This is a genomic window from Pararhodobacter aggregans (genome assembly GCF_003075525.1).
Classification (GTDB): Bacteria; Pseudomonadota; Alphaproteobacteria; order Rhodobacterales; family Rhodobacteraceae; genus Pararhodobacter; species Pararhodobacter aggregans.
The window spans coordinates 95,852-120,796 of record NZ_QDDR01000005.1; the positions used below are offsets into that span (position 1 = coordinate 95,852).

At 68.9% G+C, this 24,945-nt stretch carries 26 protein-coding genes and 2 riboswitches; of the genes, 15 read left to right on the forward strand and 11 right to left on the reverse strand.

The window, feature by feature from the left end; genetic code table 11:
* The first annotated feature begins 19 nt into the window (after nucleotides 1-19).
* Nucleotides 20-808 (forward strand): cytochrome c1, encoded by a 789-nt coding sequence (locus DDE23_RS11020; RefSeq protein ID WP_107753810.1) that lies wholly within the window; start codon nucleotides 20-22, stop codon nucleotides 806-808.
* A 127-nt stretch (nucleotides 809-935) separates the two neighbouring features.
* Nucleotides 936-1,472 (forward strand): hypothetical protein, encoded by a 537-nt coding sequence (locus DDE23_RS11025; protein WP_107753675.1) that lies wholly within the window; start codon nucleotides 936-938, stop codon nucleotides 1,470-1,472.
* 10 nt (nucleotides 1,473-1,482) lie between these two features.
* Here DDE23_RS11025 and DDE23_RS11030 read toward each other — a convergent pair whose 3' ends face one another.
* Genes DDE23_RS11030 through thiB form a run of 3 tightly spaced genes read right to left on the reverse strand, consistent with a single transcriptional unit; the run spans nucleotide 1,483 to nucleotide 4,695 of the window.
* A complete protein-coding gene (locus DDE23_RS11030) occupies nucleotides 1,483-2,178 on the reverse strand; it encodes a thiamine ABC transporter ATP-binding protein (protein ID WP_107753677.1) in 696 nt (231 codons plus the stop codon).
* The gene (locus DDE23_RS11035) at nucleotides 2,165-3,712 is read right to left on the reverse strand and encodes an ABC transporter permease family protein (protein WP_107753678.1); all 1,548 of its coding nucleotides are present in this window, start codon (nucleotides 3,710-3,712) and stop codon (nucleotides 2,165-2,167) included. The genes DDE23_RS11030 and DDE23_RS11035 overlap by 14 nt, the downstream gene beginning before the upstream one ends.
* A complete protein-coding gene (thiB, locus tag DDE23_RS11040; protein WP_107753680.1) occupies nucleotides 3,712-4,695 on the reverse strand; it encodes a thiamine ABC transporter substrate binding subunit in 984 nt (327 codons plus the stop codon). The genes DDE23_RS11035 and thiB overlap by 1 nt, the downstream gene beginning before the upstream one ends.
* A gap of 37 nt (nucleotides 4,696-4,732) precedes the next feature.
* Nucleotides 4,733-4,840, reverse strand: a riboswitch (TPP riboswitch).
* 64 nt (nucleotides 4,841-4,904) lie between these two features.
* Here thiB and DDE23_RS11045 point away from each other — a divergent pair.
* Nucleotides 4,905-5,225, forward strand: coding sequence for an antibiotic biosynthesis monooxygenase family protein (locus DDE23_RS11045; RefSeq protein WP_107753682.1), 321 nt, complete (start codon nucleotides 4,905-4,907; stop codon nucleotides 5,223-5,225).
* 383 nt (nucleotides 5,226-5,608) lie between these two features.
* Here the strand turns inward: DDE23_RS11045 and DDE23_RS11050 are convergent, their stop codons facing one another.
* The 3 genes from DDE23_RS11050 to DDE23_RS11060 form a co-directional block, all read right to left on the reverse strand.
* Nucleotides 5,609-6,847 (reverse strand): saccharopine dehydrogenase family protein, encoded by a 1,239-nt coding sequence (locus tag DDE23_RS11050; RefSeq protein ID WP_107753684.1) that lies wholly within the window; start codon nucleotides 6,845-6,847, stop codon nucleotides 5,609-5,611.
* A gap of 31 nt (nucleotides 6,848-6,878) precedes the next feature.
* Nucleotides 6,879-7,973, reverse strand: coding sequence for a carboxynorspermidine decarboxylase (locus DDE23_RS11055; protein WP_107753812.1), 1,095 nt, complete (start codon nucleotides 7,971-7,973; stop codon nucleotides 6,879-6,881).
* Between the two features lie 204 nt (nucleotides 7,974-8,177).
* Nucleotides 8,178-9,488 carry a FliI/YscN family ATPase gene (locus DDE23_RS11060; protein WP_107753686.1) on the reverse strand — a complete coding sequence of 437 codons (1,311 nt, stop codon included), beginning with the start codon at nucleotides 9,486-9,488 and terminating at the stop codon, nucleotides 8,178-8,180.
* A gap of 102 nt (nucleotides 9,489-9,590) precedes the next feature.
* Between DDE23_RS11060 and DDE23_RS11065 the strand changes: the two genes are divergently transcribed.
* Genes DDE23_RS11065 through DDE23_RS11105 form a run of 9 tightly spaced genes read left to right on the forward strand, consistent with a single transcriptional unit; the run spans nucleotide 9,591 to nucleotide 14,118 of the window.
* Entirely contained in the window at nucleotides 9,591-9,938 is a 348-nt protein-coding gene (locus DDE23_RS11065) for a FlgB family protein (protein ID WP_107753687.1), read from the forward strand.
* Nucleotides 9,939-9,941: 3 nt separating this feature from the next.
* Nucleotides 9,942-10,343, forward strand: a complete 402-nt coding sequence (gene flgC, locus DDE23_RS11070) for a flagellar basal body rod protein FlgC (RefSeq protein ID WP_107753689.1) — start codon at nucleotides 9,942-9,944, stop codon at nucleotides 10,341-10,343.
* 12 nt (nucleotides 10,344-10,355) lie between these two features.
* On the forward strand, nucleotides 10,356-10,649 hold the full coding sequence (fliE, locus tag DDE23_RS11075; protein WP_107753691.1) for a flagellar hook-basal body complex protein FliE: 294 nt from the start codon (nucleotides 10,356-10,358) through the stop codon (nucleotides 10,647-10,649).
* A gap of 8 nt (nucleotides 10,650-10,657) precedes the next feature.
* Nucleotides 10,658-10,924 (forward strand): flagellar biosynthetic protein FliQ, encoded by a 267-nt coding sequence (locus DDE23_RS11080; protein WP_107753693.1) that lies wholly within the window; start codon nucleotides 10,658-10,660, stop codon nucleotides 10,922-10,924.
* 2 nt (nucleotides 10,925-10,926) lie between these two features.
* A complete protein-coding gene (locus DDE23_RS11085; protein WP_107753695.1) occupies nucleotides 10,927-11,643 on the forward strand; it encodes a flagellar hook-basal body complex protein in 717 nt (238 codons plus the stop codon).
* A gap of 9 nt (nucleotides 11,644-11,652) precedes the next feature.
* Nucleotides 11,653-12,438, forward strand: a complete 786-nt coding sequence (gene flgG / locus DDE23_RS11090; RefSeq protein ID WP_107753698.1) for a flagellar basal-body rod protein FlgG — start codon at nucleotides 11,653-11,655, stop codon at nucleotides 12,436-12,438.
* On the forward strand, nucleotides 12,438-12,851 hold the full coding sequence (gene flgA / locus DDE23_RS11095) for a flagellar basal body P-ring formation chaperone FlgA (RefSeq protein WP_107753700.1): 414 nt from the start codon (nucleotides 12,438-12,440) through the stop codon (nucleotides 12,849-12,851). Before flgG ends, flgA begins: the two co-directional genes overlap by 1 nt.
* Nucleotides 12,848-13,579, forward strand: a complete 732-nt coding sequence (gene flgH / locus DDE23_RS11100; protein ID WP_420330162.1) for a flagellar basal body L-ring protein FlgH — start codon at nucleotides 12,848-12,850, stop codon at nucleotides 13,577-13,579. Before flgA ends, flgH begins: the two co-directional genes overlap by 4 nt.
* A gap of 11 nt (nucleotides 13,580-13,590) precedes the next feature.
* Entirely contained in the window at nucleotides 13,591-14,118 is a 528-nt protein-coding gene (locus DDE23_RS11105) for a flagellar basal body-associated FliL family protein (protein WP_107753704.1), read from the forward strand.
* 9 nt (nucleotides 14,119-14,127) lie between these two features.
* Here DDE23_RS11105 and DDE23_RS11110 read toward each other — a convergent pair whose 3' ends face one another.
* Nucleotides 14,128-14,607, reverse strand: a complete 480-nt coding sequence (locus DDE23_RS11110; protein WP_107753706.1) for a hypothetical protein — start codon at nucleotides 14,605-14,607, stop codon at nucleotides 14,128-14,130.
* A 323-nt stretch (nucleotides 14,608-14,930) separates the two neighbouring features.
* Between DDE23_RS11110 and DDE23_RS11115 the strand changes: the two genes are divergently transcribed.
* A complete protein-coding gene (locus DDE23_RS11115; RefSeq protein WP_107753708.1) occupies nucleotides 14,931-15,359 on the forward strand; it encodes a DUF1801 domain-containing protein in 429 nt (142 codons plus the stop codon).
* 69 nt (nucleotides 15,360-15,428) lie between these two features.
* Here the strand turns inward: DDE23_RS11115 and carB are convergent, their stop codons facing one another.
* On the reverse strand, nucleotides 15,429-18,758 hold the full coding sequence (gene carB / locus DDE23_RS11120) for a carbamoyl-phosphate synthase large subunit (RefSeq protein WP_107753709.1): 3,330 nt from the start codon (nucleotides 18,756-18,758) through the stop codon (nucleotides 15,429-15,431).
* A 288-nt stretch (nucleotides 18,759-19,046) separates the two neighbouring features.
* On the opposite strand from carB, the gene DDE23_RS11125 reads away from it, so the two are divergent.
* Entirely contained in the window at nucleotides 19,047-20,840 is a 1,794-nt protein-coding gene (locus tag DDE23_RS11125) for an acetate/propionate family kinase (protein ID WP_107753711.1), read from the forward strand.
* A 35-nt stretch (nucleotides 20,841-20,875) separates the two neighbouring features.
* Nucleotides 20,876-21,020: riboswitch (FMN riboswitch) on the forward strand.
* Between the two features lie 68 nt (nucleotides 21,021-21,088).
* Nucleotides 21,089-21,523 carry a 6,7-dimethyl-8-ribityllumazine synthase gene (locus tag DDE23_RS11130; protein WP_107753713.1) on the forward strand — a complete coding sequence of 145 codons (435 nt, stop codon included), beginning with the start codon at nucleotides 21,089-21,091 and terminating at the stop codon, nucleotides 21,521-21,523.
* A gap of 2 nt (nucleotides 21,524-21,525) precedes the next feature.
* Here the strand turns inward: DDE23_RS11130 and DDE23_RS11135 are convergent, their stop codons facing one another.
* From DDE23_RS11135 to DDE23_RS11145, 3 genes are all read right to left on the reverse strand, one after another.
* Nucleotides 21,526-21,951 (reverse strand): DUF6691 family protein, encoded by a 426-nt coding sequence (locus DDE23_RS11135; RefSeq protein ID WP_107753715.1) that lies wholly within the window; start codon nucleotides 21,949-21,951, stop codon nucleotides 21,526-21,528.
* On the reverse strand, nucleotides 21,951-22,388 hold the full coding sequence (locus tag DDE23_RS11140; protein WP_107753717.1) for a YeeE/YedE family protein: 438 nt from the start codon (nucleotides 22,386-22,388) through the stop codon (nucleotides 21,951-21,953). Before DDE23_RS11140 ends, DDE23_RS11135 begins: the two co-directional genes overlap by 1 nt.
* A gap of 196 nt (nucleotides 22,389-22,584) precedes the next feature.
* Nucleotides 22,585-24,930: a TRAP transporter permease gene (locus tag DDE23_RS11145; RefSeq protein WP_107753719.1), complete on the reverse strand. Its 2,346-nt coding sequence runs from the start codon at nucleotides 24,928-24,930 to the stop codon at nucleotides 22,585-22,587.
* Nucleotides 24,931-24,945: the final 15 nt, after the last annotated feature.

Genomic DNA, 24,945 nt, shown 5'->3' on the forward strand with positions numbered 1-24,945 from the left:
AAGGAAGAAAGTGACCATCATGATCCGCAAACTTGCCCTTTCCGCCCTGACGGCCCTTACCCTCGGCAGCGCTCCGGCGCTCGCCGCGGGCGAAGGCGGCCATGTCGAGGACTTCGCCTTCTCGTTCGAAGGGCCCTTCGGCACCTACGACCGGGCGCAGCTGCAGCGCGGCCTGCAGGTCTATACCGAGGTCTGCTCGGCCTGCCACGGCCTGAATCTGGTGACCTTCCGCGCGCTGACCGACGAGACGGGCCCCGGCCTCGATCCCGACGTGATGCGTGCCTATGCCAGCACGATGCAGGTCGAGGACGCCGCCACCGGCGAATACCGCGCGGCCGGCGGCCCGGACCACTTCCCGCCCTCGGCCATGGAAACCGCCCCGGACCTGAGCCTGATGGCCAAGGCGCGGGCCGGGTTCCACGGCCCCTATGGCCTGGGCATCAACCAGCTGATCCACGGCATGGGCGGCGCCGAATACATCGCCTCGTTCCTGCTGGGCTTCACCGGTGAGGAAACCGAACAGGGCGGCGCGATCTTCTACGAGAACACCGCTTTCGGCGGCAATGTCTCGATGCCGCCGCAGCTTGAGGAAGGTCTGGTGACCTATTCCGACGGCACCGAAGCCACGCCCGAGCAGATGGCGCAGGACGTCGCGGCCTTCCTGATGTGGTCGGCCGAGCCGCACATGACCCAGCGCAAGATGTGGGGCTTTGTCGGCGTCATCTTCCTGACGCTGCTGGCCTCGCTGCTGTACCTCACGAACAAGCGGCTCTGGGCGCCGATCAAGGACGCGGCCAAGCACAGCTGATCCGCCGCGATCACAGACCCGTGAAACGCGCCCCGAGGGGCGCGTTTTGCATTTTGCGGGACTGGCATCCCTCAAGGGGCGCCGTTAGGTTTTTCCCGTTCGTCCGATCCGATGTGCCGGAGTTTCCATGGTTCGCCCCGCCGCCGCCGCCCTCGCCCTTGTCGTGCTCGGCCTCTCGACGCTGCCCGTCCCGGCGCAATGGCTGGCCGTGGGGCGCTGGGGCAGCGAGGGGAATTTCCGCTATGTCCGGCCGGGTACCTGGATGGTCGAACAGCAGGCGGGCGGCGTCTCGATCAGCGCCGAGGGCGATCATCACGAGGCCCGGATCGAGCTGAGCTGCGACGCGGGCAGCCCGGTCCGGCGGCTGCGCCTGTCGGGCTATCGCGGCGACGCGCTGGACGAAAGCGCGCTGGCGCAGCAGGAGCCGCGCCAGCAGGCGCTGTCGCTGGTGCTGGACGGGCGCGCCTTCGAGCTGATGGTCGATTACCGCCCCGCCACGCATGACTGGCTGGTGGTCGAGGCCCCGGGGCCCGAGTTCCTCGATGCGCTGGCCACCGGCTCGCGGCTCGAGATCCTGAACAAGCAGGGGGTGCGCGTGGCGGCCGTCGGTCTCAGCGGCAGCGGCGCCGCGCGGGAGGCCGTGCGGCGGGCCTGCGGGATCTGAGCCGGGCGCCTCAGGTGCCCAGATAGGCCGCGAGCGCGGGCGGCGGGTCTTCCAGCAGCGCCCCGGTCGGGGCAGGGGGGCTGGCCTGACCCTCGGCCACGACCAGGATCTGGTCGGACAGCAGCCGCGCATCCTCGGGGTCATGGGTAATCATCAGCAGCGTGGCGCCCGTCTCGCCGGCGATCCGCCCGACCAGCGCCAGCATCTGCCGTTTCAGCGCCGGGCCCAGCGCCGCGAAGGGTTCGTCCAGCAGGATCAGCGGCCGGGCCCTGAGCAGGACGCGCGCCAGCCCCGCCCGCCCGATCTGCCCGCCCGAGAGCTGCGCGGGCTTGCGGTCTTCCAGCCCCGAGAGCCCGGTCTCGTCCAGCGCCGTCAGCACCGCCTGCCGCTGCGCCGGGTCGAGCCTCAGGGACGGGTCCAGCCCCAGCGCCACATTGTCGAAGAGGCTCAGATGCGGGAAAAGGTTATGGTCCTGAAACAGGATGCTCAGCGGCCGCGCGGCAGGCGCCAGCGTGTCGATCCGCTGCCCCTGCCACAGGATCCGGCCCCGGGTCAGCGGCAGGAAACCGGCGATGGCGCCAAGGAGGGTGGATTTCCCGGCGCCGGACGGTCCCATGACCGCGACCCGCGCGCCCTCGGGGACCGACAGTTCGGCGGTCAGGCGAAAGCCGCCCTGCGCGATCTCGGCGCCCTCAAGTGTCAGCATGGCGTCCTCCCACGATCCGTTCCAGCGCCACGAAGGCGCCCAGCGACAGGGCCAGCAGCAGCACCGCCGCCCCGGCCGATTCCCCGCTGCGATAGGCCCCCATCAGGCGGTGCATCTGCATCGGCAGCGTCTCGCCCCCGGTCTGGGCGAACAGCACGATGACGCCCAGATCGCCCATCGACAGCGCCGCCCCCAGCCCCAGCGCGAAGCCCGCCGGGCGCCTGAGCCGCGGCCAGAGCACCAGCCGGGCATGCGCCGCCATGCTCAGCCCCAGCGAGGCGGACAGGCGGGCGAAATCGGCCTCGGCCCGCCGCGCCGCGGGCAGGAGCGCGCGCAGCGCGAAGGGCAGGGCCATGGCGGCATTGACCAGCGCGGTGACCGGCAGCGCCAGATGCGCGGGATCGACCCAAGGGTTGACGATCAGGAAAAGCCCGGTGCCGATGACCAGCGGCGAGGCGGTCAGGGCCGCCATCCCCAGCGCCTCGGGCCAGCGGCGGGTCAGCGCCATCAGCGTCAGGACACCGGCGAAGACCCCCAGCAGCGCCGTCGACAGCGCGGCGGTGGCGACGGAACGCAGCGCCGCCCACCAGACCCCGGCCGACAGATCGCTCAGCCAGGGCAGGCCGCGGATCAGGACCATGGCCAACGGCACCAGCAGGAACAGCGCCGAGGCGCCGATCGCCAGCGCATCGGTGACCTTCGACAACCCGCCGGGCGGCGGCGGGGCATCGCGGTCGAGCCCGGCGATCCGCCCCTCGGGCAGGGTCAGCCGCGCCAGCAGCAGCAGCGCCGCCAGCCCGATCCCCGCCTGCACCGCGGCCAGCATCGCCGCCCGGCCCAGGTCGAAATCAAAGCGGAAGGCCTGATAGATCGCCAGCTCCAGCGTCGTCGCCCGCGGCCCGCCGCCCAGGGTCAGCGCCACGGCGAACGAGGTCAGGCAGATCAGGAACACCACCGCCAGCGCGCCCGGGACCACGCGGGCCAGCATCGGCCCCTCGACATGCCGGAACCGGGCCCGGGCGCCGAAACCCAGTGCGGCCGAGAGCCGCAGATGCTCGCCCGGGACCCGCGCCCAGCCCTGCAACAAGAGCCGCACGGCCAGGGGCAGGTTGAAGAAGACATGCGCCAGAACCACGCCCTGCAGCCCGTAGATCGACAGCCGCGGCAGCCCGGCCAGCGCCAGCAGGTCGTTCAGCAGGCCATTGCGGCCCATCACCGCCAGAAGGCCGATCACCGCCACCAGCACCGGCAGGATGAAGGGCGCGCCCATCAGCACGATCAGCGCGCCGCGCCCCGGGAAGCGCCGCCGCGCCAGCGCCCGGGCCACCGGGATCGCCAGCGCGACCGAGAAGACGGCCGACAGGAACGCCTGCCACAGGGTGAAGCGCAGCGCCGCCCAATCGGCCGCGCCCCAGCCCGCGCCGCCCTCGGCCCGCCAGGCCACGGCCCCCAGCGCGCCGAGGTTCAGCAGCACGAGGGCCGCCGCCACCAATGCAGCGGCCCCTTTCAGAAGCGCGGGCGCCGGTCGCGTCATTACTGCGCGAGCGCCTCACGCCATTCGGCCAGCGCCGGGTCACGCAGCGTCAGCGCCTCGTCGGCGGACAGCAGGAGCGACGGCTCGGGCCGGATCAGCCCCTGGAACCCCTCGGCCAGCCCGCTTTCGGGCAGTACGGCCGGGTACATCCAGTTTGTTTCCGGCAGGATCGCCTGCGCCGCGTCCGAGGCCAGGAAGGCCATGAACTGCCGGGCGAGCTCCGGCTGGTCGGTCGAGGCGACGATGCTCGCGACCTCGACCTGAAGGTAATGCCCCTCGTCGAAACGCGCGGCGGCCTTGGTGGCGTCGCCCTCGGCGATGATGTGATAGGCGGGCGAGGTGGTGTAGCTCAGCACCATGTCCGCCTCGCCCTCCAGGAACAGGCCATAGGCCTCGGACCAGCCGGGCGTCACGGTCAGGATGCGGGGCGCAAGACCCTGCCAGATCGCGGCCGCCTCATCGCCATAGGCGGCCTTGACCCACATCAAGAGGCCGAGGCCCGGGGTCGAGGACCGCGGGTCCTGGATGACCACGCTGAGGTCGCTGTCGATCAGTTCGCGGAAGCTGGCGGGCGGCGTGGCGAGGCGGGTCGTGTCATAGACGAAGGCGAACCAGCTCCAGTCATAGGGCAGGAACAGCGGGTCGTCCCAGGCGATCGGCAGGTCGAGCGCGGTCTCGACCCCATGCGGCGCCATCAGCGGCCCGGCCTGGGCGATGAGATTGGTGTCGAGGCCGACGACCACGTCCACATCGGTGCGCGCGCCCTCCAGCAACAGGCGGCTGAGCATGGCCGCGGCATCGCCGGGTGCGGCGAATTGCAGGTCGCAGCCGCAGTCGGCCTCGAACGCGGCCTCGATCTGCGGGCCGGGGCCCCATTCGGCGACGAAACTGTCATAGGTGAGCACGTGCAAGACGGGTGCCTGGGCCTGGGCTGCCATGGCGCTGGCCATGAACAGTCCCGCGGCAAGGGTGGGATATCGCATGTCGATCCTCCATTGCGACGGGCGGGGTCGGGGTGGAGGATCATCCTGTCACCTTCCCTCCGCCGGTCCTAACCGGTTCAGGTTCAACGGGTCCGCGGTCCAACCGCATCTCAGCCGGTGTCTGCCGGCCCCCCGAGGTACCGGGCAACATAACCCTTTGCAGCCGTGTCGCAAGGGGGCACCATGGGGACAGCCAAGGGAGGAAGACCATGCCCATCGCCATCACCCCGGATTTCGACGGCCAGACCGTCGTCACGACCTTCGAGATGACGCCCGGCACCTGCTCGGACGTGCTGGAGCATCTGACCGACGCCTATGAGCAGGTGATCCGCCATCAGCCCGGGTTCCTGGGCGGCGCGATCCATGTGAACGACGCGCAGACCCGGATCTCGACCTATTCCCGCTGGCAGAAGCGGGGCGATTTCCAGGCCATGCTGCGCACGCCCGAGATGCGGGAAAGAAACCGGGTGATCGCCGGCATGTGCGCCCGGTTCGAGCCGGTGATGTACGAGGTCGCGGCGGTCTATTGAGCCGGGGTGGGCGAATCGCCCACCCTACGAAGGCGCGTCAGCCCGGTGCGAGGCGCCTGTTGTGGCCCCGGGGGGCCAACCCCCCGGACCCCCCGGGATATTTGGAGCGCAAAGAAGGCAGCGGCGGCTCCACCCGGGAACCGCCGCCTTCTTCGCGCGCGGTCATCGGCGTCCCCGCCTGTACCGCATTACCAGACAAGCGCGTTAACCTTAAGTTTTGGTGAATCGCGCTTCTTTGCGCCTCAAATATCCCGGGGGGTGAATGCGCGGCACGCGCAGAGGGGGGCAGCGCCCCCCTGCTTCGGCGCCGCGGAACGCGGCGCCGCTGGTCGCCCGAGGGCTCGGCGCGCGGCACGCGTCGCGGCCGAGGGCGAAACCCCTCCTCAGGCGTTCCAGGCCCGGTCGCCGCCCGCGTCCTTGACCCGGGTCGGCAGCCCGATCCGGTCCAGGATCTCGAAGAACGGCGCGGGGTCGAGTTCCTCGACATTGGCCATCCTCGCCACATCCCAGGTGCCTTGCGCGATCAGCATCGCCGCCGCCACCGGCGGCACCCCCGCGGTGTAGGAGATCCCCTGCGAGCCCACTTCCAGATAGGCCTCCTTGTGGTCGGCGATGTTGTAGACCAGCACCTCGGCCGGCTGGCCGTCCTTCGTGCCCTTCACCAGCGTGCCGATGCAGGTCTTGCCGACGTAATCGGGCGCGAGCGACGCGGGGTCGGGCAGCACCGCCTTCACCACCTTCAGCGGCACCACTTCCAGCCCTTCGGCCGTCACCACCGGCTTTTCCGACAGCAGGCCGAGGTTCTTCAGCACGGTGAAGACGTTGATGTAATGATCGCCGAAGCCCATCCAGAAGCGGACATCGGCCTGCGGGTAGTTGGCGCTCAGCGAATGCACCTCGTCATGGCCGGTCAGATAGGTCTTCTGGGTGCCGACCACCGGCAGGTCCCATTCCCGGCCCACCTCGAACATGGTGTTTTCCTGCCAGGCGCCGTTCTGCCAGCTGTACACCGTCCCGGTGAATTCGCGGAAATTGATCTCGGGGTCGAAATTGGTGCTGAACCAGCGCCCGTGCGAGCCGGCGTTGATGTCGATGATGTCGATCGAGGCAGGCTCGGGCACATAGCGGTCGATGGCGAAGCGGGCATAGGCGTTGACCACGCCCGGATCGAAGCCCACGCCCAGGATCGCCGTCACGCCCTTCTCGGCGCAGGCGGCCTTCCGCTTCCATTCGTAATTGCCGTACCAGGGCGGCGTCTCGCAGATCTGGTCGGGTTCCTCGTGGATCGCCGTGTCCATATAGGCCACGCCCGTCTCGATACAGGCGTCGAGCACCGGCATGTTGACGAAGGCCTGCGCCACGTTGATGACGATCTCGCACCCCGTCTCGCGGATCAGCGCGGCCACCTGGGCCGTGTCGCGGGCATCGACGGCATGGGCTTTCAACACGCCGTCCACCGTCATCGCGCCTTTCTCTTCGACCGAGGCGATGATCGCCTCGCATTTCGAAAGGGTCCGGCTGGCGATATGGATCTCTCCCAGCAGATCGTTGTTCTGCGCGCATTTATGCGCCACGACCTGGGCGACGCCCCCGGCTCCGATGATCAGGACATTGCGTTTCATTTACCCATGCACCTCCTTGGGGCTTACCCGTTCACGACAGGGCTGCCGCGAACTCCTCGTATCCGAAATCGCGCACCTGCCGGACGCTTCCGTCCAGCTCGCGCACGGCGATGGCCGGCATTTTCACGCCGTTGAACCAGTTTTTCTTGACCATTGTGTAACCGGCCGCGTCCTGGATCGACAGGCGGTCGCCGGCTTTCAGGGGTTCGGCAAAGCGGAATTCGCCGAAGATGTCGCCCGCGAGGCAGGACTTGCCGCAGACCATCCATTCATGCGGGCCCGCGTCGGGGCTGACCTTGGCCTGTTGGCGGTAGATCAGCAGGTCCAGCATATGCGCCTCGATCGAGCTGTCGACGATGGCGAGGTTCTTGCCGTTGTGAAGCGTGTCCAGCACCGAGACCTCCAGCGTCGCCGCCTGGGTGATCGCGGCCTCGCCCGGTTCCAGATAGACCTGCACGCCGTTCGTATCCGCGAAGCGCTTCAGCCGGTCGGCCAGGCGGTCCAGCGGATAGCCCTCGCCGGTGAAATGGATACCGCCGCCGAGGCTGATCCATTCCATGCCGCGGATCAGGAAGCCGAAGCGCTGTTCGATCAGCGACAGCATCGCGTCGAAGCGCTCGAAATCGGCGTTCTCGCAATTGTTGTGGAACATGAAGCCGGTGATCTTGTCGGCCACCTCGGCGATGCGCTCGGGGTCGTGTTCGCCCAGCCGGGAAAACGGCCGGGCGGGGTCCGCCAGGTCGAAGTCCGAGGTCGAGACGCCCGGGTTGACCCTGAGGCCGCGCGTATGTCCCGCGCTCTGCCCCTCGAACCGGTGCAGCTGACCGATGGTGTTGAAGATGATCTTGTCGGAATGGGACAGGACCTCGTCAATCTCATGATCGGCGTAAGCCACGGAATAGGCGTGGGTTTCCTTGCCGAATTTCTCGCGCCCCAGCCGCACCTCGTAGAGCGACGAGCTGGTCGTCCCGTCCATGTACTGGCTCATGAAATCGAAGACCGACCAGGTGGCGAAGCATTTCAGCGCCAGCAGGGATTTCGCCCCTGACTGCTCGCGCAGCCAGGCGATCTTTTCCATGTTGGGCAGAAGACGTGCCTTGTCGATCAGGTAATAGGGGGTTTGCAACATCTCGGGCCCTCACGGCTGCCAGGGGGGACGGGAGCGGTATCCAGCGCGCGCGGGCTCGATACAGGGAACGCCCCTGCCACACAAATGGTTTTTCCAGGCGAAATTGCAAACCCCGGGGCACCGGACGGCCAGAGATCGGGCCGGGGCGGCGCGCCTTGTCACCCTGAAAGGGTCGCCGCGCCGTCCGGCGCGCGGGTGACCTCAGCCCTCCAGCGCCTTTTTCAGCCGGGCGAAGCTTTCGGCGTTCGACCGGGCGTTCTGCCCGGCGAGGAAGGCGTCGAGCTTGGGGAAGAGCCGGATCGCCCGGTCGGTCAGCGGGTCCGAGCCCTGGGCGTAGAGCCCCGCCTGCACCATCATTTCGGCCCGTTCCCAGGCGCCGATCAGGCGCCGCGCTTCGGCGATCAGGGCGTTTTCACCCGGGCTTGCCGCGGCGGGCAGCGAGCGCGAGACCGAGCGCATCAGATCCACCGCCGGGAAGCGGCCGCGTTCGGCGATGGCGCGCTCCAGCACGACATGGCCGTCCAGGACGCCGCGCAGGATGTCGGCCACCGGCTCGTCCATGTCCGATCCCGCCACCAGCACGGTGAAGACCGCGGTGATGTCGCCCTGACCGGGGTCGCCCGGCCCCGCGCGTTCGGCCAGCGACATGATCTGATGCGCGGTCGAGGGCGGGAACCCCCTGAGCGAGGGCGCCTCGCCGGCCGCCAGCGCGATCTCGCGATGCGCCTCGGCAAAGCGGGTCACGGAATCGCACAGCAGCAGCACATGCTGGCCCGCGTCGCGGAAATGCTCGGCCACCGCCATCGCCGTCAGGGCCGAGCGGCGCCGCGCCAGAGGCGACATGTCCGAGGTGGCGCTGACCACCACGGCGCGTGCCAGCCCCTCCGGCCCCAGCACATCCTCGACGAAGTCCCGCAGTTCGCGGCCGCGTTCGCCGACCAGCGCCAGGACCACGACATCGGCCTCGATCCCGCGCGCAAGCTGGCCCAGCAGCATGGTCTTGCCGACGCCCGAGCCCGCGAAGAGCCCGATCCGCTGGCCCCGGACCAGCGGCAGCAGCGTGTTGAAGGCGTCAAGCCCGGTGCCCAGCCGCCCGCCCAGCCGCTTGCGCCTTGCGGGCGCGGGCGGGGCGGCGCGCAGGCCGCGGGGCAGGGTCCCCCGGGCCAGCGGACGGCCGTCCAGCGGCTCGCCATAGGGGTCGATGACCCGGCCGATCCAGCTGTCGTCGGGGGCGATGGTGTTGCGGCCCACATGCTCCACCCGGTCGCCGATGGCGAGGCCCTCGGTCGCCTCCTCCGGCAGGACCTCGGCCCCGTCGCGGCTGAGCGCGAGGATCTCGCCGCCGATGATCCGGCCCTGCGCATCCTCGATCTGCACCCGGTCGCCCAGCCGCGCCCGTTTCGACAGCCCGTGCACCAGCAGCGTCGCGGCCTGCATCGTCCCAACCTGCCCGTAATGGCGCACCGGGCGCAGATGCGAAATCTCGGCCAGAAGCGAGTCGAAGACACTCATCGGGGGCTCCTTCGCGATGGCGGGCGTCCTTCTGACTCCCGATTACGCTTTCTAAACGAATCACCCTTAATGCTTGGTGTAGGCCAGCAAAGGGAGAATCCCATGTTCGAAAGCCTGGATATCATGCGCATGGCGCAGGCCTTCGCCGCCCATGCCGCGAGCCGTCAGCAGGCGGTGTCGCAGAATGTCGCCAATGCCAATACGCCGGGCTACCGCTCGCGCGATGCCATCCCCTTCGGCGAGTACTGGCGCGCCAGCGAGGAACGGGTCCTGGCCCAGGGCGATATCATGCGCCCCGATGAGGAACCCGCCACAGTCTCGCCCGATGGCAACACCGTCTCGGTCGAATTCGAGATGATGCGCGCGGTCGAGGCCCGCCAGCAGCATGAGATGGCGCTGGGCATCTATTCCATGTCGCGCGACCTGCTTCGCGCCTCGCTGGGGAAATAGGCCATGAGCACCCTCACCGATACGCTGGCGCTCGCCGCTTCCGGGATGCAGGCCCAGGCCCAGCGGCTGCGCCATGTCTCCGAGAATATCGCCAATGCCGATACCCCCGGCTACCACCGCAAGTTCATCGATTTCCGCCCGGCGGCCATCGCGGGCGATGCCTTCGGGCAGGAAAGCGGCGTCATGCCCGGCCCCGTGCGGCTGGACCGCGGCGAGCTGCCCCGCATCTACGACCCCGGCCATATCCTGGCCGACGAGACCGGCCATTACGATGGATCGAATGTCGATCTGATGGTCGAAATTGCCGACGCGCGCGAAGCGCAGCGGTCCTATGAGGCGAACCTCAGAATGTTCGATCAGGCCCGGCAAATGTCGCAGAGCCTGATCGGACTCCTCCGCAGATAAGGAGCCATGTCAGTGCAAGTCAGTGCCAGTCTGGCCGCCCGTTCCTACGGCGCGGCGCGTCCCCTCACATCCCCCGACGCCGAGGCCGCGGGCAGTCCCGCTACCGCCGGTGCCCGCCTGGCCGGGGATTTCGCCCAGGTCCTGCAACGGGCCGAGACCACCGCCCAGCAGGCGATGACCGGCGATGCCGATCCGCATGCGCTGGTCGCCTCGCTCAGTGAGGCGCAGCTCGCCGTCGAGACGGCGGTCGCGGTGCGCGACAAGGTGGTCGAGGCCTATCTGGAAATCCTGCGGATGCCGGTCTGAGGTCAGCCATGACCGAGATCGCCTTCTTCGACATCCTGCGGCAGGGGCTGTGGGTCGCCGTGGTCATGTCCGCGCCGCTCTTGGGCGTGGCGCTGGTCGCAGGCCTCACCGTCGGCCTCTTTCAGGCGCTGACCTCGGTGCAGGAGATGACGCTGACCTTCGTGCCCAAGATCCTGGCGATGCTGGTGGTCTTCTGGGTCTCGATGAGCGCGATGACCGCGCTCCTCGTCGATTTCTTCCACGGATCGGTGCTGCCGGTCGTCGCAGGGGGCTAGTCATGGACAACGCCGGATATACCCAGTTGACCCGCCAGTCGGGCCTGCTGCGCGAGATCCAGATGATCGCGCATAACATCGCCAATCTCTCGACCACCGGCTTCCGGCGCGAGGGGCTTCTGTTCAGCGAATATGTCGAGCGGCTGGGCGGCGAGGAACCGTCGCTGTCGATGGCCACCGGCCGGGCCCATCAGACCTATCTGACGCAGGGCACGCTGACGATGACCGGCGGCCCGCTGGATCTGGCCGTCGAGGGCGAGGGCTTCTTCACCATCCAGACGCCCGAGGGCGAGCGCTATACCCGCGCCGGCCATTTCACCCCCAATCAGGACGGCGAGCTGGTCACGCCCGATGGCCACCGGGTGCTGGATGACGGCGGCTCGGCCATCTTCATCCCGCCCGACGCCGGCCAGATCGCCATCGCCCGCGACGGCACCGTTTCGGCCGACGGCCAGCCGCTGGCGCAGATCGCGCTGGTGATGCCGGACGATCCCGCGGATCTCAGGCGCGAAACGGGCGTGCTGCATTCCATCGACGGCGAGGTCCGGCCGGTCGAGATGCCGCAGATCCTGCAGGGGTTCCTCGAGGAATCGAACGTCAACGCGATCTCCGAGATGGCCCGGCTGATCGCGGTGCAGCGCGCCTATGAGAACGGCCAGAAATTCCTCGACCGCGAGGACGAACGCATCCGCAACGTGGTCCAGACCCTGGGCCGATAGGAGACAGCCATGCGAGCCCTACAGATCGCCGCCACCGGCATGAGCGCCCAGCAGATGCGGGTCGATACCGTGGCCAACAACCTGGCGAATATGTCGACCACCGGCTACAACACCCGCCGCGCCGAATTCGCCGATCTGCATTACCAGCAGCACACCCGCGCGGGCACGATCAGCGCCTCGGACGGGACCATCGTGCCGACCGGCGTGCAGCTGGGCCTCGGCGCGCGGCCCGCGGCGGTGTCGATGATGGTGCAGCAGGGGGTTTCGACCGCCACCGGCGGCGACCTCGACCTTGCCATCGAGGGGCGCGGCTGGTTCGAGGTGACGCTGCCCGACGGGCGCTCGGCCTATACCCGCGACGGGGGGCTGAAGCGCACCGGCGAGGGGCTGATCGTCACCTCGGACGGCTACGAGGTCGCGCCCGGCCTCACCATTCCGGCCGATGCCCGCCAGATCTCGATCAATGCCGAGGGCGAGGTCTATGCCTATTTCACCGATCAGGTGCAGCCGCAGCGGCTGGGGCAGCTGGTGCTGGCCGGTTTCACCAACGAGCGCGGGCTGGAGGCGCTGGGCTCGAACCTGTTCGTCGAGACCGAGGCCTCGGGCCCGCCGGTGCAATCGGTGCCGGGCTCGGACGGGCTGGGGACGGTGCGGCAAGGCTATCTGGAGGAAAGCTCGGTCGATCCGGTCCGCGAACTGACCGAGATGATAAAGGCCCAGCGCGGCTATGAACTGAACGCGAAGGTCATCACCGCCGCCGACCAGATGCTGGCGGCCACCACGCAGGTGCGGTGATGCGGGCGCTGATCCTTGCCCTTCTGGTTGCGACCCCGGCCCCGGCCGATGTGCTGGTCGCCGCCCGCACCCTGCGCGCGGGCACCCTGGTCGAGGCGGGCGATGTCATCCTGCTCAGCGACCCCGCGCCGCTGGGGGCCGCCCAATCCCCGGACGAGGCCGTGGGCCTTGAAGCCCGCGTCACGCTCTATGCCCGCCGGCCGATCCCCGTGGCCAGCCTCGGGCCCCCGGCGCTGGTGGAACGCAACCAGCTTGTCACCCTGATCTTCCAGGCCGGCGGGCTCGAAATCCGCGCCGACGGGCGCGCTTTGGGCCGCGGGGCCGAGGGCGAGACCGTCCGCATCATGAACCTGGCGTCGCGCAGCACGGTTTCCGGCACCATCGCCGGGCCGGGGCTGGTGAGCGTGCCATGAAAGGACGCACCATGCGCCACCTGCTGCTGATCCTGCCCCTTGCCGCCTGTTCGGACCTGGCCCAGGTCGGCCGCCCGCCCGATTTCAACGACACCGGGCCGACGCTGGAGCATCACGCGCTCTACAACGTGCCCCTGCCCGAGGTGACGGAACGGCGGCGCGCGGTCGATACCGCCTCGCTCTGGTCGTCGAGCCAGCGCTCGCTCTTCGGCGACCGGCGGGCCTCGGTCGCGGGGGATATCCTGACCGTGGTCATCGAGATCAACGACTCGGCGCAGATCTCGAATTCGACGCAGCGCGGCCGCACCGGCTCGCAAAGCATGGGCGTGCCGGATTTCCTGGGCATCCCGCAACTGCTGGACCGGGAATTGCCCGCCGGGGCCAGCATGGCGGACGCCGTCTCGGCCGATTCCGCCTCAAGTTTCCAGGGCCAGGGCACGGTCAGCCGCAACGAGCAGCTGACGCTGAGGGTGGCGACGACGATCATCGAGCGGCTGCCCAATGGCGTGCTGCGCATCGAGGGCAGCCAGGAGGTGCGGGTCAACAACGAGCTGCGCGAATTGCTGGTCACCGGCTACATCCGCCCCGAGGACATCTCGCGCCGCAACGAGATCGCCTATGACCGGATCGCCGGGGCGCGGATCAGCTATGGCGGGCGCGGGCAGATCACGCAGATGCAGCAGCCGCGCTGGGGCCAGCAGATCAGCGAAATCCTGTTGCCGTTGTAAGGGGTAATGACATGCGCAAGCTGCTTCCGGTTCTGCTGCTGATCCTGGGCCTCGGGGCCGGGGTCGGCGCCGGGTGGTTCCTCAAACCCGCCGCCGAGGCGGGCGAGGCCGCCCATGGCGAGACTGCCGACCAGGCTGGCGGCCATGGCGAGGCCTCGGGCGGTCACGGGGCAGAGGCGGGCGCCGAGGCCAGCCATTACGACCCCGAGGCCGGGCCGACCGAGACGGTGCGCCTGCCCAATCAGTTCGTGGTCCCGGTGATCGTCGACGGGCGGGTGCAGGCGATGGTGGTGATCGGCCTCGCGCTGGAACTGGAGACGGGCCACAGCTTCTCGGTCCTGACCGATGAGGCGCGGCTCAGGGCGGTGTTGCTGCAATTGCTGTTCGACCACGCCAATATCGGCGGGTTCAACGGGCTTTTCACCTCGGGCGAGGCGCTGCTCTCGCTGCGGCGCATCCTGCGCGAGGCGGCGCGTCGGGAGCTGGGGCCGCAGGTGACGGACGTGCTGATTACCGAATTGCTGCGGCAGGAGAGTTGAGCGCTTGCGTCAGCCGCCCCGCCGGTTGACGCAGGTCTGAATCATGGTCATGGCCGCCGAGGATCCGGTCAGCGTGGTGGTGAAGCTCGCGCCCTGCACGCTGATCGTCAGCCGGCTGCCGGCGCGCACCGCATCCATCATCTGCAGCGAGGGGCCGAAGCTGACGCGGTTGCCCTGACCGATGACGCTGAAGTTCCAGGACCTGCCGTCGATGCTCATCTGCGCGGGGATTTCGCCCTGCGGCGTCGGCATCTCGAACAGCAGCATCCAGTTGCCGTCGGCGCTGTAGGCGATGCCGGCCTGACCGTCGATCTGCTGATGCGACGCTGCGCAGCCGGTGAAGCGGGTGCCGTCCAGAAGGGCGACGACGTTCCAGCCGTTTACATCGCCATAGGCGCGTTCGCTGGTTCCGGCGAAGGACGCACCGGCGCTGAGGGTCAGGCCAAGCAGGCTGGCCGCGGCAAGGGCAGAGAGCGACTGTCGGTGCATGAAATCCTCGCAAAGAATGGAAAGGCTGAAAAGGGCTGTGCACGCAGCCTAGCACCCTTCGGGATTCGGGGAAGCGGTTTCCGGCCCCTGCGCCGCCGTCAGATCGGGAATCAGCGCGCGGGAAGGGGCGCTGCGGGTGCCCGGCGCGCGCCGGGCCCCGCGGTGCCGGATGACCTGATCTCCGAGCTGCCGCGGCAGGAGAGCCGAGCCGCCCCCAGAATGCCCCGCGGCCCGGCCTGCGTGGCCCGCAGCCTGCCGGTGAATCGCCGGGCCCCCTTGTTCCCCGGCCGTCCCGGTGCCAGGCTTCCGGCAGGAGGCGCACCATGGCAGAACTCGTCACCCGCCCGACCGGCGCCAGCGTCGAGGCTTTTCTCGACGCGGTCGAGCCTGACCGCCGCCGGGACGACGGGCGGCGCCTCGACGCGCTTTTCCGCCGCGCGACCGGGTTTCAGCCGCAGATGTGGGGGCCGTCGATCGTCGGTTACGGGCGCTACGACTATACCTATGCCAGCGGCCATTCCGGCAGCTACCTCGCCACCGGCTTCAGCCCGCGAAAGGCGCAGCTCGTGCTCTACATCCTGCCCGGCTATGCCGATTTCGGCCCGATCCTGGACCGGCTGGGGCCGCACAGGAAGGGCAAGTCCTGTCTCTACCTGACCGCGCTGGCCAAGGTGGACGAGGGCGCGCTGGAGGCGCTGATCCGCGCGGGCCTTGCCGATCTGGCCCGGCACTGGCCGGTGATGGCCTCCTGACAGCCGGAAAGCCTCGCGCCGCGGACCAGCGGTCGCGCGGCGCGGCTTTGCTGTGCAAGGAACCCGGCCTCAGCCCTGCAGGGTGCGGACCCCATAGCCCTCGCGCCGGGCCATCATCGCCTGCGTCGCGGCGATCGCCCCGGCGGCGGTGGTGAAATAGGGGATCTTGTCCATCAGCGAGACGCGGCGGATGTCGCGGCTGTCGTTGATCGACTGGGCGCCTTCCGTCGTGTTGAAGACCAGCGCGATATCGCCGTTCTTCAGCCGGTCGACGATGTTCGGCCGGCCCTCGTAGACCTTGTTCACCGCGGTGGTCGCGACGCCTTCGGCCTTCAGCCAGGTCGCCGTGCCGCCGGTGGCCACGATCTCGAAGCCCATGCCCGCGAGGTCGCGCACCGCGCCGGCCAGCGCCGCGGTCTTGTCACCGTCGCGGACCGAGACGAAGACCCGCCCCTCTTCCGGCAGGATCGTGCCCGCGCCCATCTGCGCCTTGAGGAAGGCGAGCGGGAACGACCGGTCCCAGCCCATCACCTCGCCGGTCGAGCGCATTTCCGGGCCGAGCAGCGTATCGACGCCCGGGAAGCGGGCGAAGGGCAGCACGGCTTCCTTGACCGAGAACCACGGGGTTTTCGGATCGGCCAGCGTGTTGGCATCGGCCAGGGGCAGGGGGGTGTCGGGGCCGACGCCCTCGGGATAGGCGGCGCGCAGCGGGAAATTCGCCATCGGCTCACCGGCCATCAGGCGGGCAGCGATCGAGGCGATGGCGCTGTCGGTGGCCTTGGCGACGAAGGGCACGGTGCGCGAGGCGCGCGGGTTCACTTCCAGCACGTAGATCACGCCGTCCTTGACCGCGAATTGCACGTTCATCAGGCCGACAACGCCGAGCGCCAGCGCCATCTGTTCGGCCTGGACCTTCATCTCCTCGACCAGCGCGGGGTCCAGCGAATGCGGCGGCAGGCAGCAGGCGCTGTCGCCCGAATGGACGCCCGCTTCCTCGATATGTTCCATGATCCCGGCGACATGGACGGTCTTGCCGTCCGACAGCGCGTCCACGTCCACCTCGATGGCGCCCGACAGATAGCTGTCCAGCAGCACCGGGTTCTTGCCCGAGACAGTCACCGCGGTGGTGATGTAGCGCCGCAGCTGATCCATGTCGCGCACGATCTCCATCGCGCGCCCGCCCAGCACATAGGAGGGGCGGATGACCAGCGGGAAGCCGATCTTCTCGGCGATGGCGATGGCTTGGTCGTCGGACGAGGCGATGCCGTTGATCGGCTGTTTCAGGCCCAGATCGTTCAGCAGTTTCTGGAACCGCTCGCGGTCCTCGGCCAGGTCGATGGCGTCGGGGCTGGTGCCGAGGATCGGGATCCCTTCGGCGGCGAGTTCATTGGCCAGTTTCAGAGGCGTCTGCCCGCCGAACTGGACGATGACGCCGTGCAGCGTGCCGTTCGACATCTCGACGCGCAGGATTTCCAGCACATGCTCGATGGTCAGCGGCTCGAAATAGAGGCGATCCGAGGTGTCGTAATCGGTCGAGACCGTCTCGGGGTTGCAGTTGACCATGATGGTCTCATAGCCCGCCTCGGTCAGCGCGTAGCAGGCGTGGCAGCAGCAATAATCGAACTCGATCCCCTGGCCGATCCGGTTGGGACCGCCGCCGAGGATCACCACCTTCTTGCGGTCCGAGGGACGCGCCTCGTCCTCGACCTCGCCCATCGCCGGGACTTCGTAGGTCGAATACATATAGGGCGTCTGTGCCTCGAATTCGGCGGCGCAGGTGTCGATGCGCTTGAAGACTGCGGTGACATTGGCGGCGCGGCGCAGGCGGCGCACCTCGGCCTCGGTCTTGCCGGTCAGCATGGCGAGGCGGGCATCGGTGAAGCCCAGCATCTTCAGCGCGCGGATGCCGGCGGTGTCGGTGGGCAGGCCGTCGGCCTTCACGGTATTCTCGGCCTCGACGATCTCGCGGATGCGGGCCAGGAACCAGGGATCGAAGGCGGTGACGTGCTGGATCTCGTCGTCCGAAAGCCCGTGACGCATGGCCTGGGCGATGACCCGCAGCCGGTCGGGGGTGGCCTGGCTCAGCGCCTGGGTCAGCGCGGCCTTGTCGGGGGCGCCGGGGATGGCGATCTCGTCAAAGCCGGAAAGGCCGGTCTCCAGCGAGGCCAGCGCCTTTTGCAGCGATTCGTGGATGGTGCGGCCGATGGCCATCGCCTCGCCCACCGATTTCATGGCGGTGGTGAGGTCGGGCTTCGAGCCCGGGAATTTCTCGAAGGCGAAGCGCGGGATCTTCGTGACCACGTAGTCGATGGTCGGCTCGAAGCTGGCCGGCGTGACCTTTGTGATGTCGTTGTCCAGCTCGTCCAGCGTATAGCCCACGGCCAGTTTCGCCGCGACCTTGGCGATGGGGAAGCCCGTGGCCTTCGAGGCCAGCGCCGAGGAGCGCGAGACGCGCGGGTTCATCTCGATCACGACCATGCGCCCGTCTTTCGGGTTGACCGCCCACTGGACGTTCGAGCCGCCGGTCTCGACCCCGATTTCGCGCAGCACGGCGATCGAGGCCGAGCGCATCATCTGGTATTCCTTGTCGGTCAGCGTCAGCGCCGGGGCCACGGTGATCGAATCGCCGGTGTGCACGCCCATCGGGTCGACGTTCTCGATCGAGCAGACGATGATCGCGTTGTCCGCCTTGTCGCGGACCACCTCCATCTCGTATTCCTTCCAGCCCAGCAGGCTTTCATCGACCAGCACCTGCGCCACCGGCGAGGCTTCGAGACCCGAGCGCACGATGGCCTCGTAATCGTCGCGGTTGTACGCCACGCCGCCGCCGGTGCCGCCGAGGGTGAAGGCGGGGCGGATGATCGCCGGCAGGCCGATGTGTTCGAGGTCCTGCATCGCCTGCGCGATCCCGGCCTTGATGTCATATTTGCCGTTGGGCAGCTTCGGCGCGGCGACGATGGTGGCTTTCGGGTTTTCCAGCCCGATCCGGTCCATCGCCTCGCGGAACAGCTTGCGGTCCTCGGCCATCTCGATGGCGTGGCGGTTGGCGCCGATCATGGTGACGCCGAACTTCTCCAGGACGCCCATGTCGTCGAGCGCCAGCGCCGTGTTCAGCGCGGTCTGCCCGCCCATCGTGGGCAGCAGGGCATCGGGACGCTCGGCCTCGATGATCTTGGCGACGACTTCGGGGGTGATCGGCTCGATATAGGTGGCGTCCGCCAGCTGCGGGTCGGTCATGATCGTGGCGGGGTTCGAGTTCACCAGGATGACCCGGTAGCCTTCCTCGCGCAGGGCCTTGCAGGCCTGGGCGCCGGAATAGTCGAACTCGCAGGCCTGGCCGATGACGATAGGTCCCGCGCCGATGATCATGATGGAGGTGATATCGGTTCTTTTCGGCATGTCGGACCCCGTGCGTGCATGACGTGCGTGCGCTGAAGGCCGTCCCCCCGGGGGGCGGCGCGCAAATTGAGGCGGGTTATAGCCAGAGGCCGGTCCGGCGCAAGCCCTGATCGGCTGATCGCGCGCTTGCGGAGGGGGCGGAACCGGGGGGCCAGCCCCCCGGACCCCCCGGCGTATTTAGGGCAGAATGAAGGGGCGGGTTTTCGCAGGGGCCTTTGCGGCGGCGCGGCGTCATGGTTTCGTAACCCAGGCGGGCGTCCTATCGTGGCGGCAAACCGGAGGGTGCGGATGCGGATTCTTGTGTTCAACGCGGGCAGTTCGAGCCTGAAATACGGTGTCTTCGATCACGCGCAGGGCGCGGCACGGCAGGTGCTGAAGGGGGGATTCGAGCGGTTTCGCGACGGTGTCTGCGACTGGACGGTCGAGGCGGGCGGCCAGCGCGAGGCCGGGCAGGCGCCGCACGCCGATCTGGCGGCGGCGGTGGCGGCGGTGCCGGGCGTGCTGGCGGCGAGGGGAATCGCCGGGGTCGAGGCGGTGGGCCACCGCATCGCCCACGGCGGCCCCGATTTCACCGGCCCCGCCACGCTGGACGAGGCGACGCTGGCCCGGATCGAGCGGCTGACGCCGCTCGCGCCCCTGCACAACCCGGCCAATCTGCAGGCGGTGCGGCTGGCGCGGCAGGTCTGGCCGGATCCGCCGCAAGTGGGCGTCTTCGACACCAGTTTCCACCTGACCAACCCGCCCCGCGTCACCACCTATGCCGTGCCCGAAAGCTGGCGCGCGGCAGGGCTGCGGCGCTATGGGTTCCACGGTACCAGCCACAAATACGTGGCCGAACGGGCGGCCGAGGCTTTAGGCCAGCCGGTCACGGCGCTGAGGATCATCTCGGTCCATCTGGGCAATGGCGCCTCGGTCTGCGCCATCAACCTCGGGCGCAGTCTGGAATCCTCGATGGGGCTGACGCCCCTGGAGGGGCTGGTGATGGGCACGCGCTCTGGCGATGTGGATCCGGGCGCCTTCGGCTATCTGCACCGGCAATTGGGGCTGACGATCGAGGAGATCGAGGCGGCGCTGAACCGCGACTCGGGGCTGAAGGGGCTGACCGGCTCGTCCGACATGCGCGATGTCGAGGATCGGGCGGCGGCGGGCGACGGGGCGGCGCAGCTGGCGATCAACCTCTATGCCCACCGCGCGCGCAAATACGTCGGCGCCTATGCGGCGGCGATGGGGGGCGTCGATGCGGTGATCTTCACCGGCGGCATCGGCGAGAATTCCCCCTCGATGCGGCGGCGGATCTGCGACGGGCTGGAATTCATGGGGCTGAGGCTGGATTTCGACCGCAATCAGGCGGTGGATCTGACGGACCGCGCCGCGCCGCAGATCCAGGCTTACGGTTCGCGCGTGGCGGTGCTGGTCACGGAAACCGCCGAGCAATTGCAGATCGCCCGCGAGGTGGCGCAGCATCTGGCCCGGCCCGCCGCGGCGCCGAAGCCCATTCCGGTGGCGGTGTCCGGCCGGCATGTGCATCTGGCGGCGGACAGTCTGGCGGCGCTTTTCGGCCCCGGCTATGAACTGACGGTCAAGAAGCCGCTGCGCCAGCCCGGCAATTGGGCGGCCGAGGAGCGGGTGACGCTGGTCGGGCCCAAGGGCCGGATCGAGCATGTGGCGATCCTGGGGCCCCTGCGCAAGCGCACCCAGATCGAGGTCTCGCGCACCGACAGTTTCGCGCTGGGCATCGACGCGCCGGTGCGGGATTCGGGGCAGCTGGACGGGACGCCGGTGATCCGGCTGATCGGGCCTTACGGGCAGATCGACACCGACGGGCTGATCGTCGCCGCCCGCCACATCCACATGAACCCGGCCGATGCGCTGGCGATGGGGCTGGAGGACGGGCAGATCGTCGGCGTGAACGTGGGGCAGGGGGAGCGCTCGCTCACCTTCGGGCGCACGCTGATCCGCATCCAGCCGAACGCCTTCACCGAGATGCATATCGACACCGACGAGGCCAATGCTGCCGGGATCGGCGCGGGCTGGGAGGGCGAGATCGTCGCGCTGGAGGCGCATCTCGATCCCGGCGTCTGACGTCTTGCGGGGCGGGCCCGGCCGTGGAACAAAGGGCCTGTTCTCAGGGCGGGGCGAAATTCCCCACCGGCGGTAAGCGGCCGAAACCGCAAGCCCGCGAGCGCCTGCCTTCGGGCAGGGTCAGCAGATCAGGTGCGATTCCTGGGCCGACGGTCATAGTCCGGATGAAAGAGAACCATCGCCTCCCGTGTCTGGCACGCGGGGGTGCATGGGATCGCCTTGGGTGACGTGTCGCTAGAGGAGAGACCATGACACACACCCGTTACGCCTTTGTCAAAGCCGGCTGGCATGCCGCCATCGTCGACCGCGCGCTGGAGGGTTTCCTTCAGATCATCCCCGCCGAACAGGTCGATGTCTTCGACGTGCCCGGCGCCTTCGAGATGCCCTTGATGGCCCGCGATCTGGCGGCCACCGGGTGCTATGGCGCCGTGGCCTGCGCCGCCTTCGTGGTCGATGGCGGCATCTACCGGCACGATTTCGTGGCGCAGGCGGTGGTGACGGGCCTGATGCAGGCGGGGCTGGAGACGGGTGTGCCGGTGCTCTCGGTCTCGCTGACGCCGCACCAGTATCAGGAGACGGCGCATCACGACGCGATCTATCGCGCGCATTTCGTGCTCAAGGGGCGCGAGGCGGCCGAGGCGGCGCTGAAGATCACCGCGGCGCGGCAGGCTTTGCCCGCCTGACCCTAGGCGAGGGCGGGGAGGCGGCGCCGGGCCCAGTCGAGGCCCAGCATCCCCGCCAGCATGGCCAGCACGAAGGTCAGGCCGCTGGCGCCGCTCCATCCCAGGGCGGCGACGGCGGGACCGGGGCAAAAGCCCGCCAGCGCCCAGCCCGCGCCGAACAGCGCCGAGCCGCCCAGAAGCGGCGCGTCGATCTTCGCGGCGGGGCGCTCGGGGAAGGGCTCGCCCACCACCGAGGCCGGGCGCCGGGCGGCGAGGCGCCAGGCCAGCACCATCGGCAGGATGGCGCCCCCCAGCACGAAGGCCAGCGTCGGGTCCCAGTCGCCCGCCAGGTCCAGGAAACCCTGTACCTTGGCGGTATCGGTCATGCCCGAGACCAGCAGGCCCAGGCCGAACAGCGCGCCGGAAGCGGCGGAAATCCAGGGGCGCATCAGATCACTCCCATCACATGGCGGGCGAGGAACAGCACGACGAAGCCCGCGCCCAGAAAGGTCAGCGTCGCGACGATCGAGCGGGGCGAGAGCCGGGCCATGCCGACGACCCCATGCCCCGAGGTGCAGCCATTGGCCAGCCGGGTGCCGACGCCGACCAGCAGCCCCGCCAGCAGCAGAAGGCCGGTGTCGCCGGTGACATGCGTGTCGGGCGCGCCGCGCAGTGCCACGACCAGCGCCGGGGCGCCGATCAGGGCGGCGACGAAGGGCAGGGTCTCGCGCCAGGTCCGGGGCTCGGCCGGTTTCTCGACCAGACTGCCGAGGATGCCGCTCGCGCCCATCACCCGGCCGTTGCCCAGAAGCAAGAGCGCGGCGGCGAGGCCGATCATCAGCCCTCCGGCGAGGCCGGTCAGCCAGTCGAGGGGGATTGCGGTCATGGCGGGGCTCCTTTGACAGGAAACGTTCCCGGCTGAGATGGGGTTCCGCCGGGCGGCGCAGCAAGGGCGGGGCGGCAGATAGGGCGGCCCTTCCGGGCGCGGCCCGTGCGGTGGAACCGGGGTCCGGTTCCGGGGCGCTGGATGGAAGGGCGTTCCTGACGAAAACGGCGGGGACCTGCCCCGCCGTTCCATGGTCTCACGCCGACAGGGCGCGGGGCCGGTTGCCGATATGGTGCCAGACCAGCAGCGCGACCCCGACCCCGACCGCCGGCCATTGCAGCGCCGGATTGCCCGAGAGGACGAAGAGCGCCAGCGCCAGCCTGAGCCCCATCTCCCAGCTTGCCAGCCGCCGCTGGTCGAAGCGGGCCAGCGCGCTGGCCAGCAGATAGAGCGACAGCCCCAGCCGCGCCAGCAGCCACAGCAGCGCCATCAGGTGGAACTCGCCGTCATAGCCGGGCAGGAACCGCGCCCCGCCGGTGGCGGCATCGGGGTTGAGGACCGCGGCCTGTACCAGCAGGATCTCGGGGTTGAAGGCAAAGACGAAGGGAATGACGAACATCACGATCCCCGAGCGCACCGCCGAGAACGAGGTTCCGACCGGGTCCGACTTGGCGATGGTCGAGGCGGCATACGAGGCGACGGCGACGGGCGGGGTGATGGCGCTGACGCAGGCGAAATAGAAGATGAACATATGCGCCGTGAAATGCGCCATGCCGAGGCCGACCAGCAACGGCCCCATCAGGAGCGCCGCGTTCACATAGGCCGGAACCGCGGGCATCCCCATGCCCAAGAGGATCGCCAGCACCATCGTCACCCCCAGCGCCACGAACTGGAACATCAGCGGTGCGTTGTCGCCGAGGTTCAGCGCCCTCAGCCAGCCGAGGATGTCGAGCGCGATGAAGCTGGGCAGAGCGGTCAGGTTGAGGCTGATGTCGATGACCGAGACGGCGAGGAACATCAGGTAGAGCCCGGCCGAGGTAATGCCGGCATGGGCCAGCGCATCGACCAGCTTGCCGGGGCTCTGGCGGAAGGCGCGGTCGATGAACAGCATGCCCATCAGCACCACCGCCGCCCACCAGCCGACGCTGCCCGCGTCGCCCAGCGTGTTCTGGATCAGCTGCATGATCCAGGGCAGTTGCTCGGCCCGGCAGGCGCCGCTCGGCGTCTCGACCGCGACGGCGCCCAGCAGGCGGCTCAGGGGATCGCAGCCGATGGCGTCCTTGGGCACCAGCAGCAGCACGATGATGAGCGCGAGCGGCACGGCGATCTGGCTCAGGAGCAGGAAGTCGCGGGGGGTGAGGCGCATCTCGGGCGGGACCTCGCCCACCGCCTCGATCCCCTGCTTGCGGGATTGGAACATGACCGAGAGGAACATGCAGAGGAAATAGGCCACCGCCGGGATCGCCGCGGCGATGGCCACGTCGCGGTAGGGCACGCCGGTCATTGCGGCCAGCACGAAGGCGGCGATGCCCATGATCGGCGGCATCACCTGCCCGCCGGACGAGGCCGCGGCCTCGACCCCGGCGGCATAGCTTTTCTTGAAACCGGCGCGGATCATCATCGGAATGGTGATGGTGCCGGTGCCCAGCACATTGACCACGGGCGTCCCGGTGGTGGTGCCGAACAGCGCCGAGGCGACGATGGCGGCATGGGCCGAGCCGCCGCGCAGCTTGCGGGTCGAGACGACGGCGACCTTGATAAGCGTCCGCCCGCCCGCCGAGACAGAGAGCAGCGAGCCCAGCACGATATAGGGAAAGACCGTGTTCAGCATGATATGCAGGAACTGGCCCAGCAGGCCCGAGCCCTGGTTGACCAGCAGATCCTGCAGGCGCGGCCTGCCGTCCAGCAGGGTTCGCGGCTCGCCCCCCAGCGCGGTGATGAGGTAGCGGTTCATCCCGTCGCTGCCGAAGACGTACCAGAGGGTGACCGTGGCGATGGCGTAGAGTGCCAGCGCGATGGAGACCAGCACCAGCGAGAAGCCCCAGACCTGGGTGTTGTAGGCCAGGAAGACGATCACCGCGAGGCCGACGATCAGCGTGATCCAGGGGCCGGTGGTGGCGATGCAGCGCGGGTTGTCGATCGAGGTGGGGGCGGGCAGGCCCAAGGCCAGCGCCACCTCGCGCTCGGCGGCCAGCGCGCGTTCGATGAAGGCGGCGCGCTCGCCGGTGATGACGTCGATCAGGCAGACGGCCTCGTTCTCGATCAGGTAGGTGGTGGCGATGGTCAGCGCGGCCACGACCAGCGCGATGTCCAGCGCCAGCCCCAGACGGCGGCGGGCCTTGCCCCGGTCCTGCCACTCGCGCCAGATCGAATGCCAGAGCGCGACGATGATCATCATCCAGGCAAAGGCGATCGGGTAGTAATATTCATAGGGAAAGCGGCGCACGGCCAGCCAGTCCCAGCCGGTCAGATTCTGCCAGAACTGGTCCCATCCGGGGATCGCCGGGGTTGAGTTTATCATGCCGGTGATCACGAAGATCAGGGCCATGGCATAGACAACCCGACGCACGGCCGGGCGGATCTGGGGCGCTTCGGTTTCCATCGCTCGCTCGTGTCA

Coding starts and splice junctions, on each gene's coding strand:
- DDE23_RS11140 (WP_107753717.1), bottom strand. CDS start 22,388: ATGACCGCAATCCCCCTCGACTGGCTGACCGGCCTCGCCGGAGGGCTG.
- DDE23_RS11060 (WP_107753686.1), bottom strand. CDS start 9,488: ATGAGTGTCTTCGACTCGCTTCTGGCCGAGATTTCGCATCTGCGCCCG.
- DDE23_RS11130 (WP_107753713.1), top strand. CDS start 21,089: ATGACACACACCCGTTACGCCTTTGTCAAAGCCGGCTGGCATGCCGCC.
- DDE23_RS11030 (WP_107753677.1), bottom strand. CDS start 2,178: ATGCTGACACTTGAGGGCGCCGAGATCGCGCAGGGCGGCTTTCGCCTG.
- DDE23_RS11035 (WP_107753678.1), bottom strand. CDS start 3,712: ATGACGCGACCGGCGCCCGCGCTTCTGAAAGGGGCCGCTGCATTGGTG.
- DDE23_RS11145 (WP_107753719.1), bottom strand. CDS start 24,930: ATGGAAACCGAAGCGCCCCAGATCCGCCCGGCCGTGCGTCGGGTTGTC.
- DDE23_RS11115 (WP_107753708.1), top strand. CDS start 14,931: ATGGCAGAACTCGTCACCCGCCCGACCGGCGCCAGCGTCGAGGCTTTT.
- DDE23_RS11110 (WP_107753706.1), bottom strand. CDS start 14,607: ATGCACCGACAGTCGCTCTCTGCCCTTGCCGCGGCCAGCCTGCTTGGC.
- carB (WP_107753709.1), bottom strand. CDS start 18,758: ATGCCGAAAAGAACCGATATCACCTCCATCATGATCATCGGCGCGGGA.
- thiB (WP_107753680.1), bottom strand. CDS start 4,695: ATGCGATATCCCACCCTTGCCGCGGGACTGTTCATGGCCAGCGCCATG.
- DDE23_RS11020 (WP_107753810.1), top strand. CDS start 20: ATGATCCGCAAACTTGCCCTTTCCGCCCTGACGGCCCTTACCCTCGGC.
- DDE23_RS11125 (WP_107753711.1), top strand. CDS start 19,047: ATGCGGATTCTTGTGTTCAACGCGGGCAGTTCGAGCCTGAAATACGGT.
- DDE23_RS11045 (WP_107753682.1), top strand. CDS start 4,905: ATGCCCATCGCCATCACCCCGGATTTCGACGGCCAGACCGTCGTCACG.
- DDE23_RS11025 (WP_107753675.1), top strand. CDS start 936: ATGGTTCGCCCCGCCGCCGCCGCCCTCGCCCTTGTCGTGCTCGGCCTC.
- flgC (WP_107753689.1), top strand. CDS start 9,942: ATGAGCACCCTCACCGATACGCTGGCGCTCGCCGCTTCCGGGATGCAG.
- DDE23_RS11085 (WP_107753695.1), top strand. CDS start 10,927: ATGGACAACGCCGGATATACCCAGTTGACCCGCCAGTCGGGCCTGCTG.
- DDE23_RS11065 (WP_107753687.1), top strand. CDS start 9,591: ATGTTCGAAAGCCTGGATATCATGCGCATGGCGCAGGCCTTCGCCGCC.
- DDE23_RS11135 (WP_107753715.1), bottom strand. CDS start 21,951: ATGCGCCCCTGGATTTCCGCCGCTTCCGGCGCGCTGTTCGGCCTGGGC.
- DDE23_RS11050 (WP_107753684.1), bottom strand. CDS start 6,847: ATGAAACGCAATGTCCTGATCATCGGAGCCGGGGGCGTCGCCCAGGTC.
- DDE23_RS11105 (WP_107753704.1), top strand. CDS start 13,591: ATGCGCAAGCTGCTTCCGGTTCTGCTGCTGATCCTGGGCCTCGGGGCC.
- flgG (WP_107753698.1), top strand. CDS start 11,653: ATGCGAGCCCTACAGATCGCCGCCACCGGCATGAGCGCCCAGCAGATG.
- flgH (WP_420330162.1), top strand. CDS start 12,848: ATGAAAGGACGCACCATGCGCCACCTGCTGCTGATCCTGCCCCTTGCC.
- DDE23_RS11080 (WP_107753693.1), top strand. CDS start 10,658: ATGACCGAGATCGCCTTCTTCGACATCCTGCGGCAGGGGCTGTGGGTC.
- flgA (WP_107753700.1), top strand. CDS start 12,438: ATGCGGGCGCTGATCCTTGCCCTTCTGGTTGCGACCCCGGCCCCGGCC.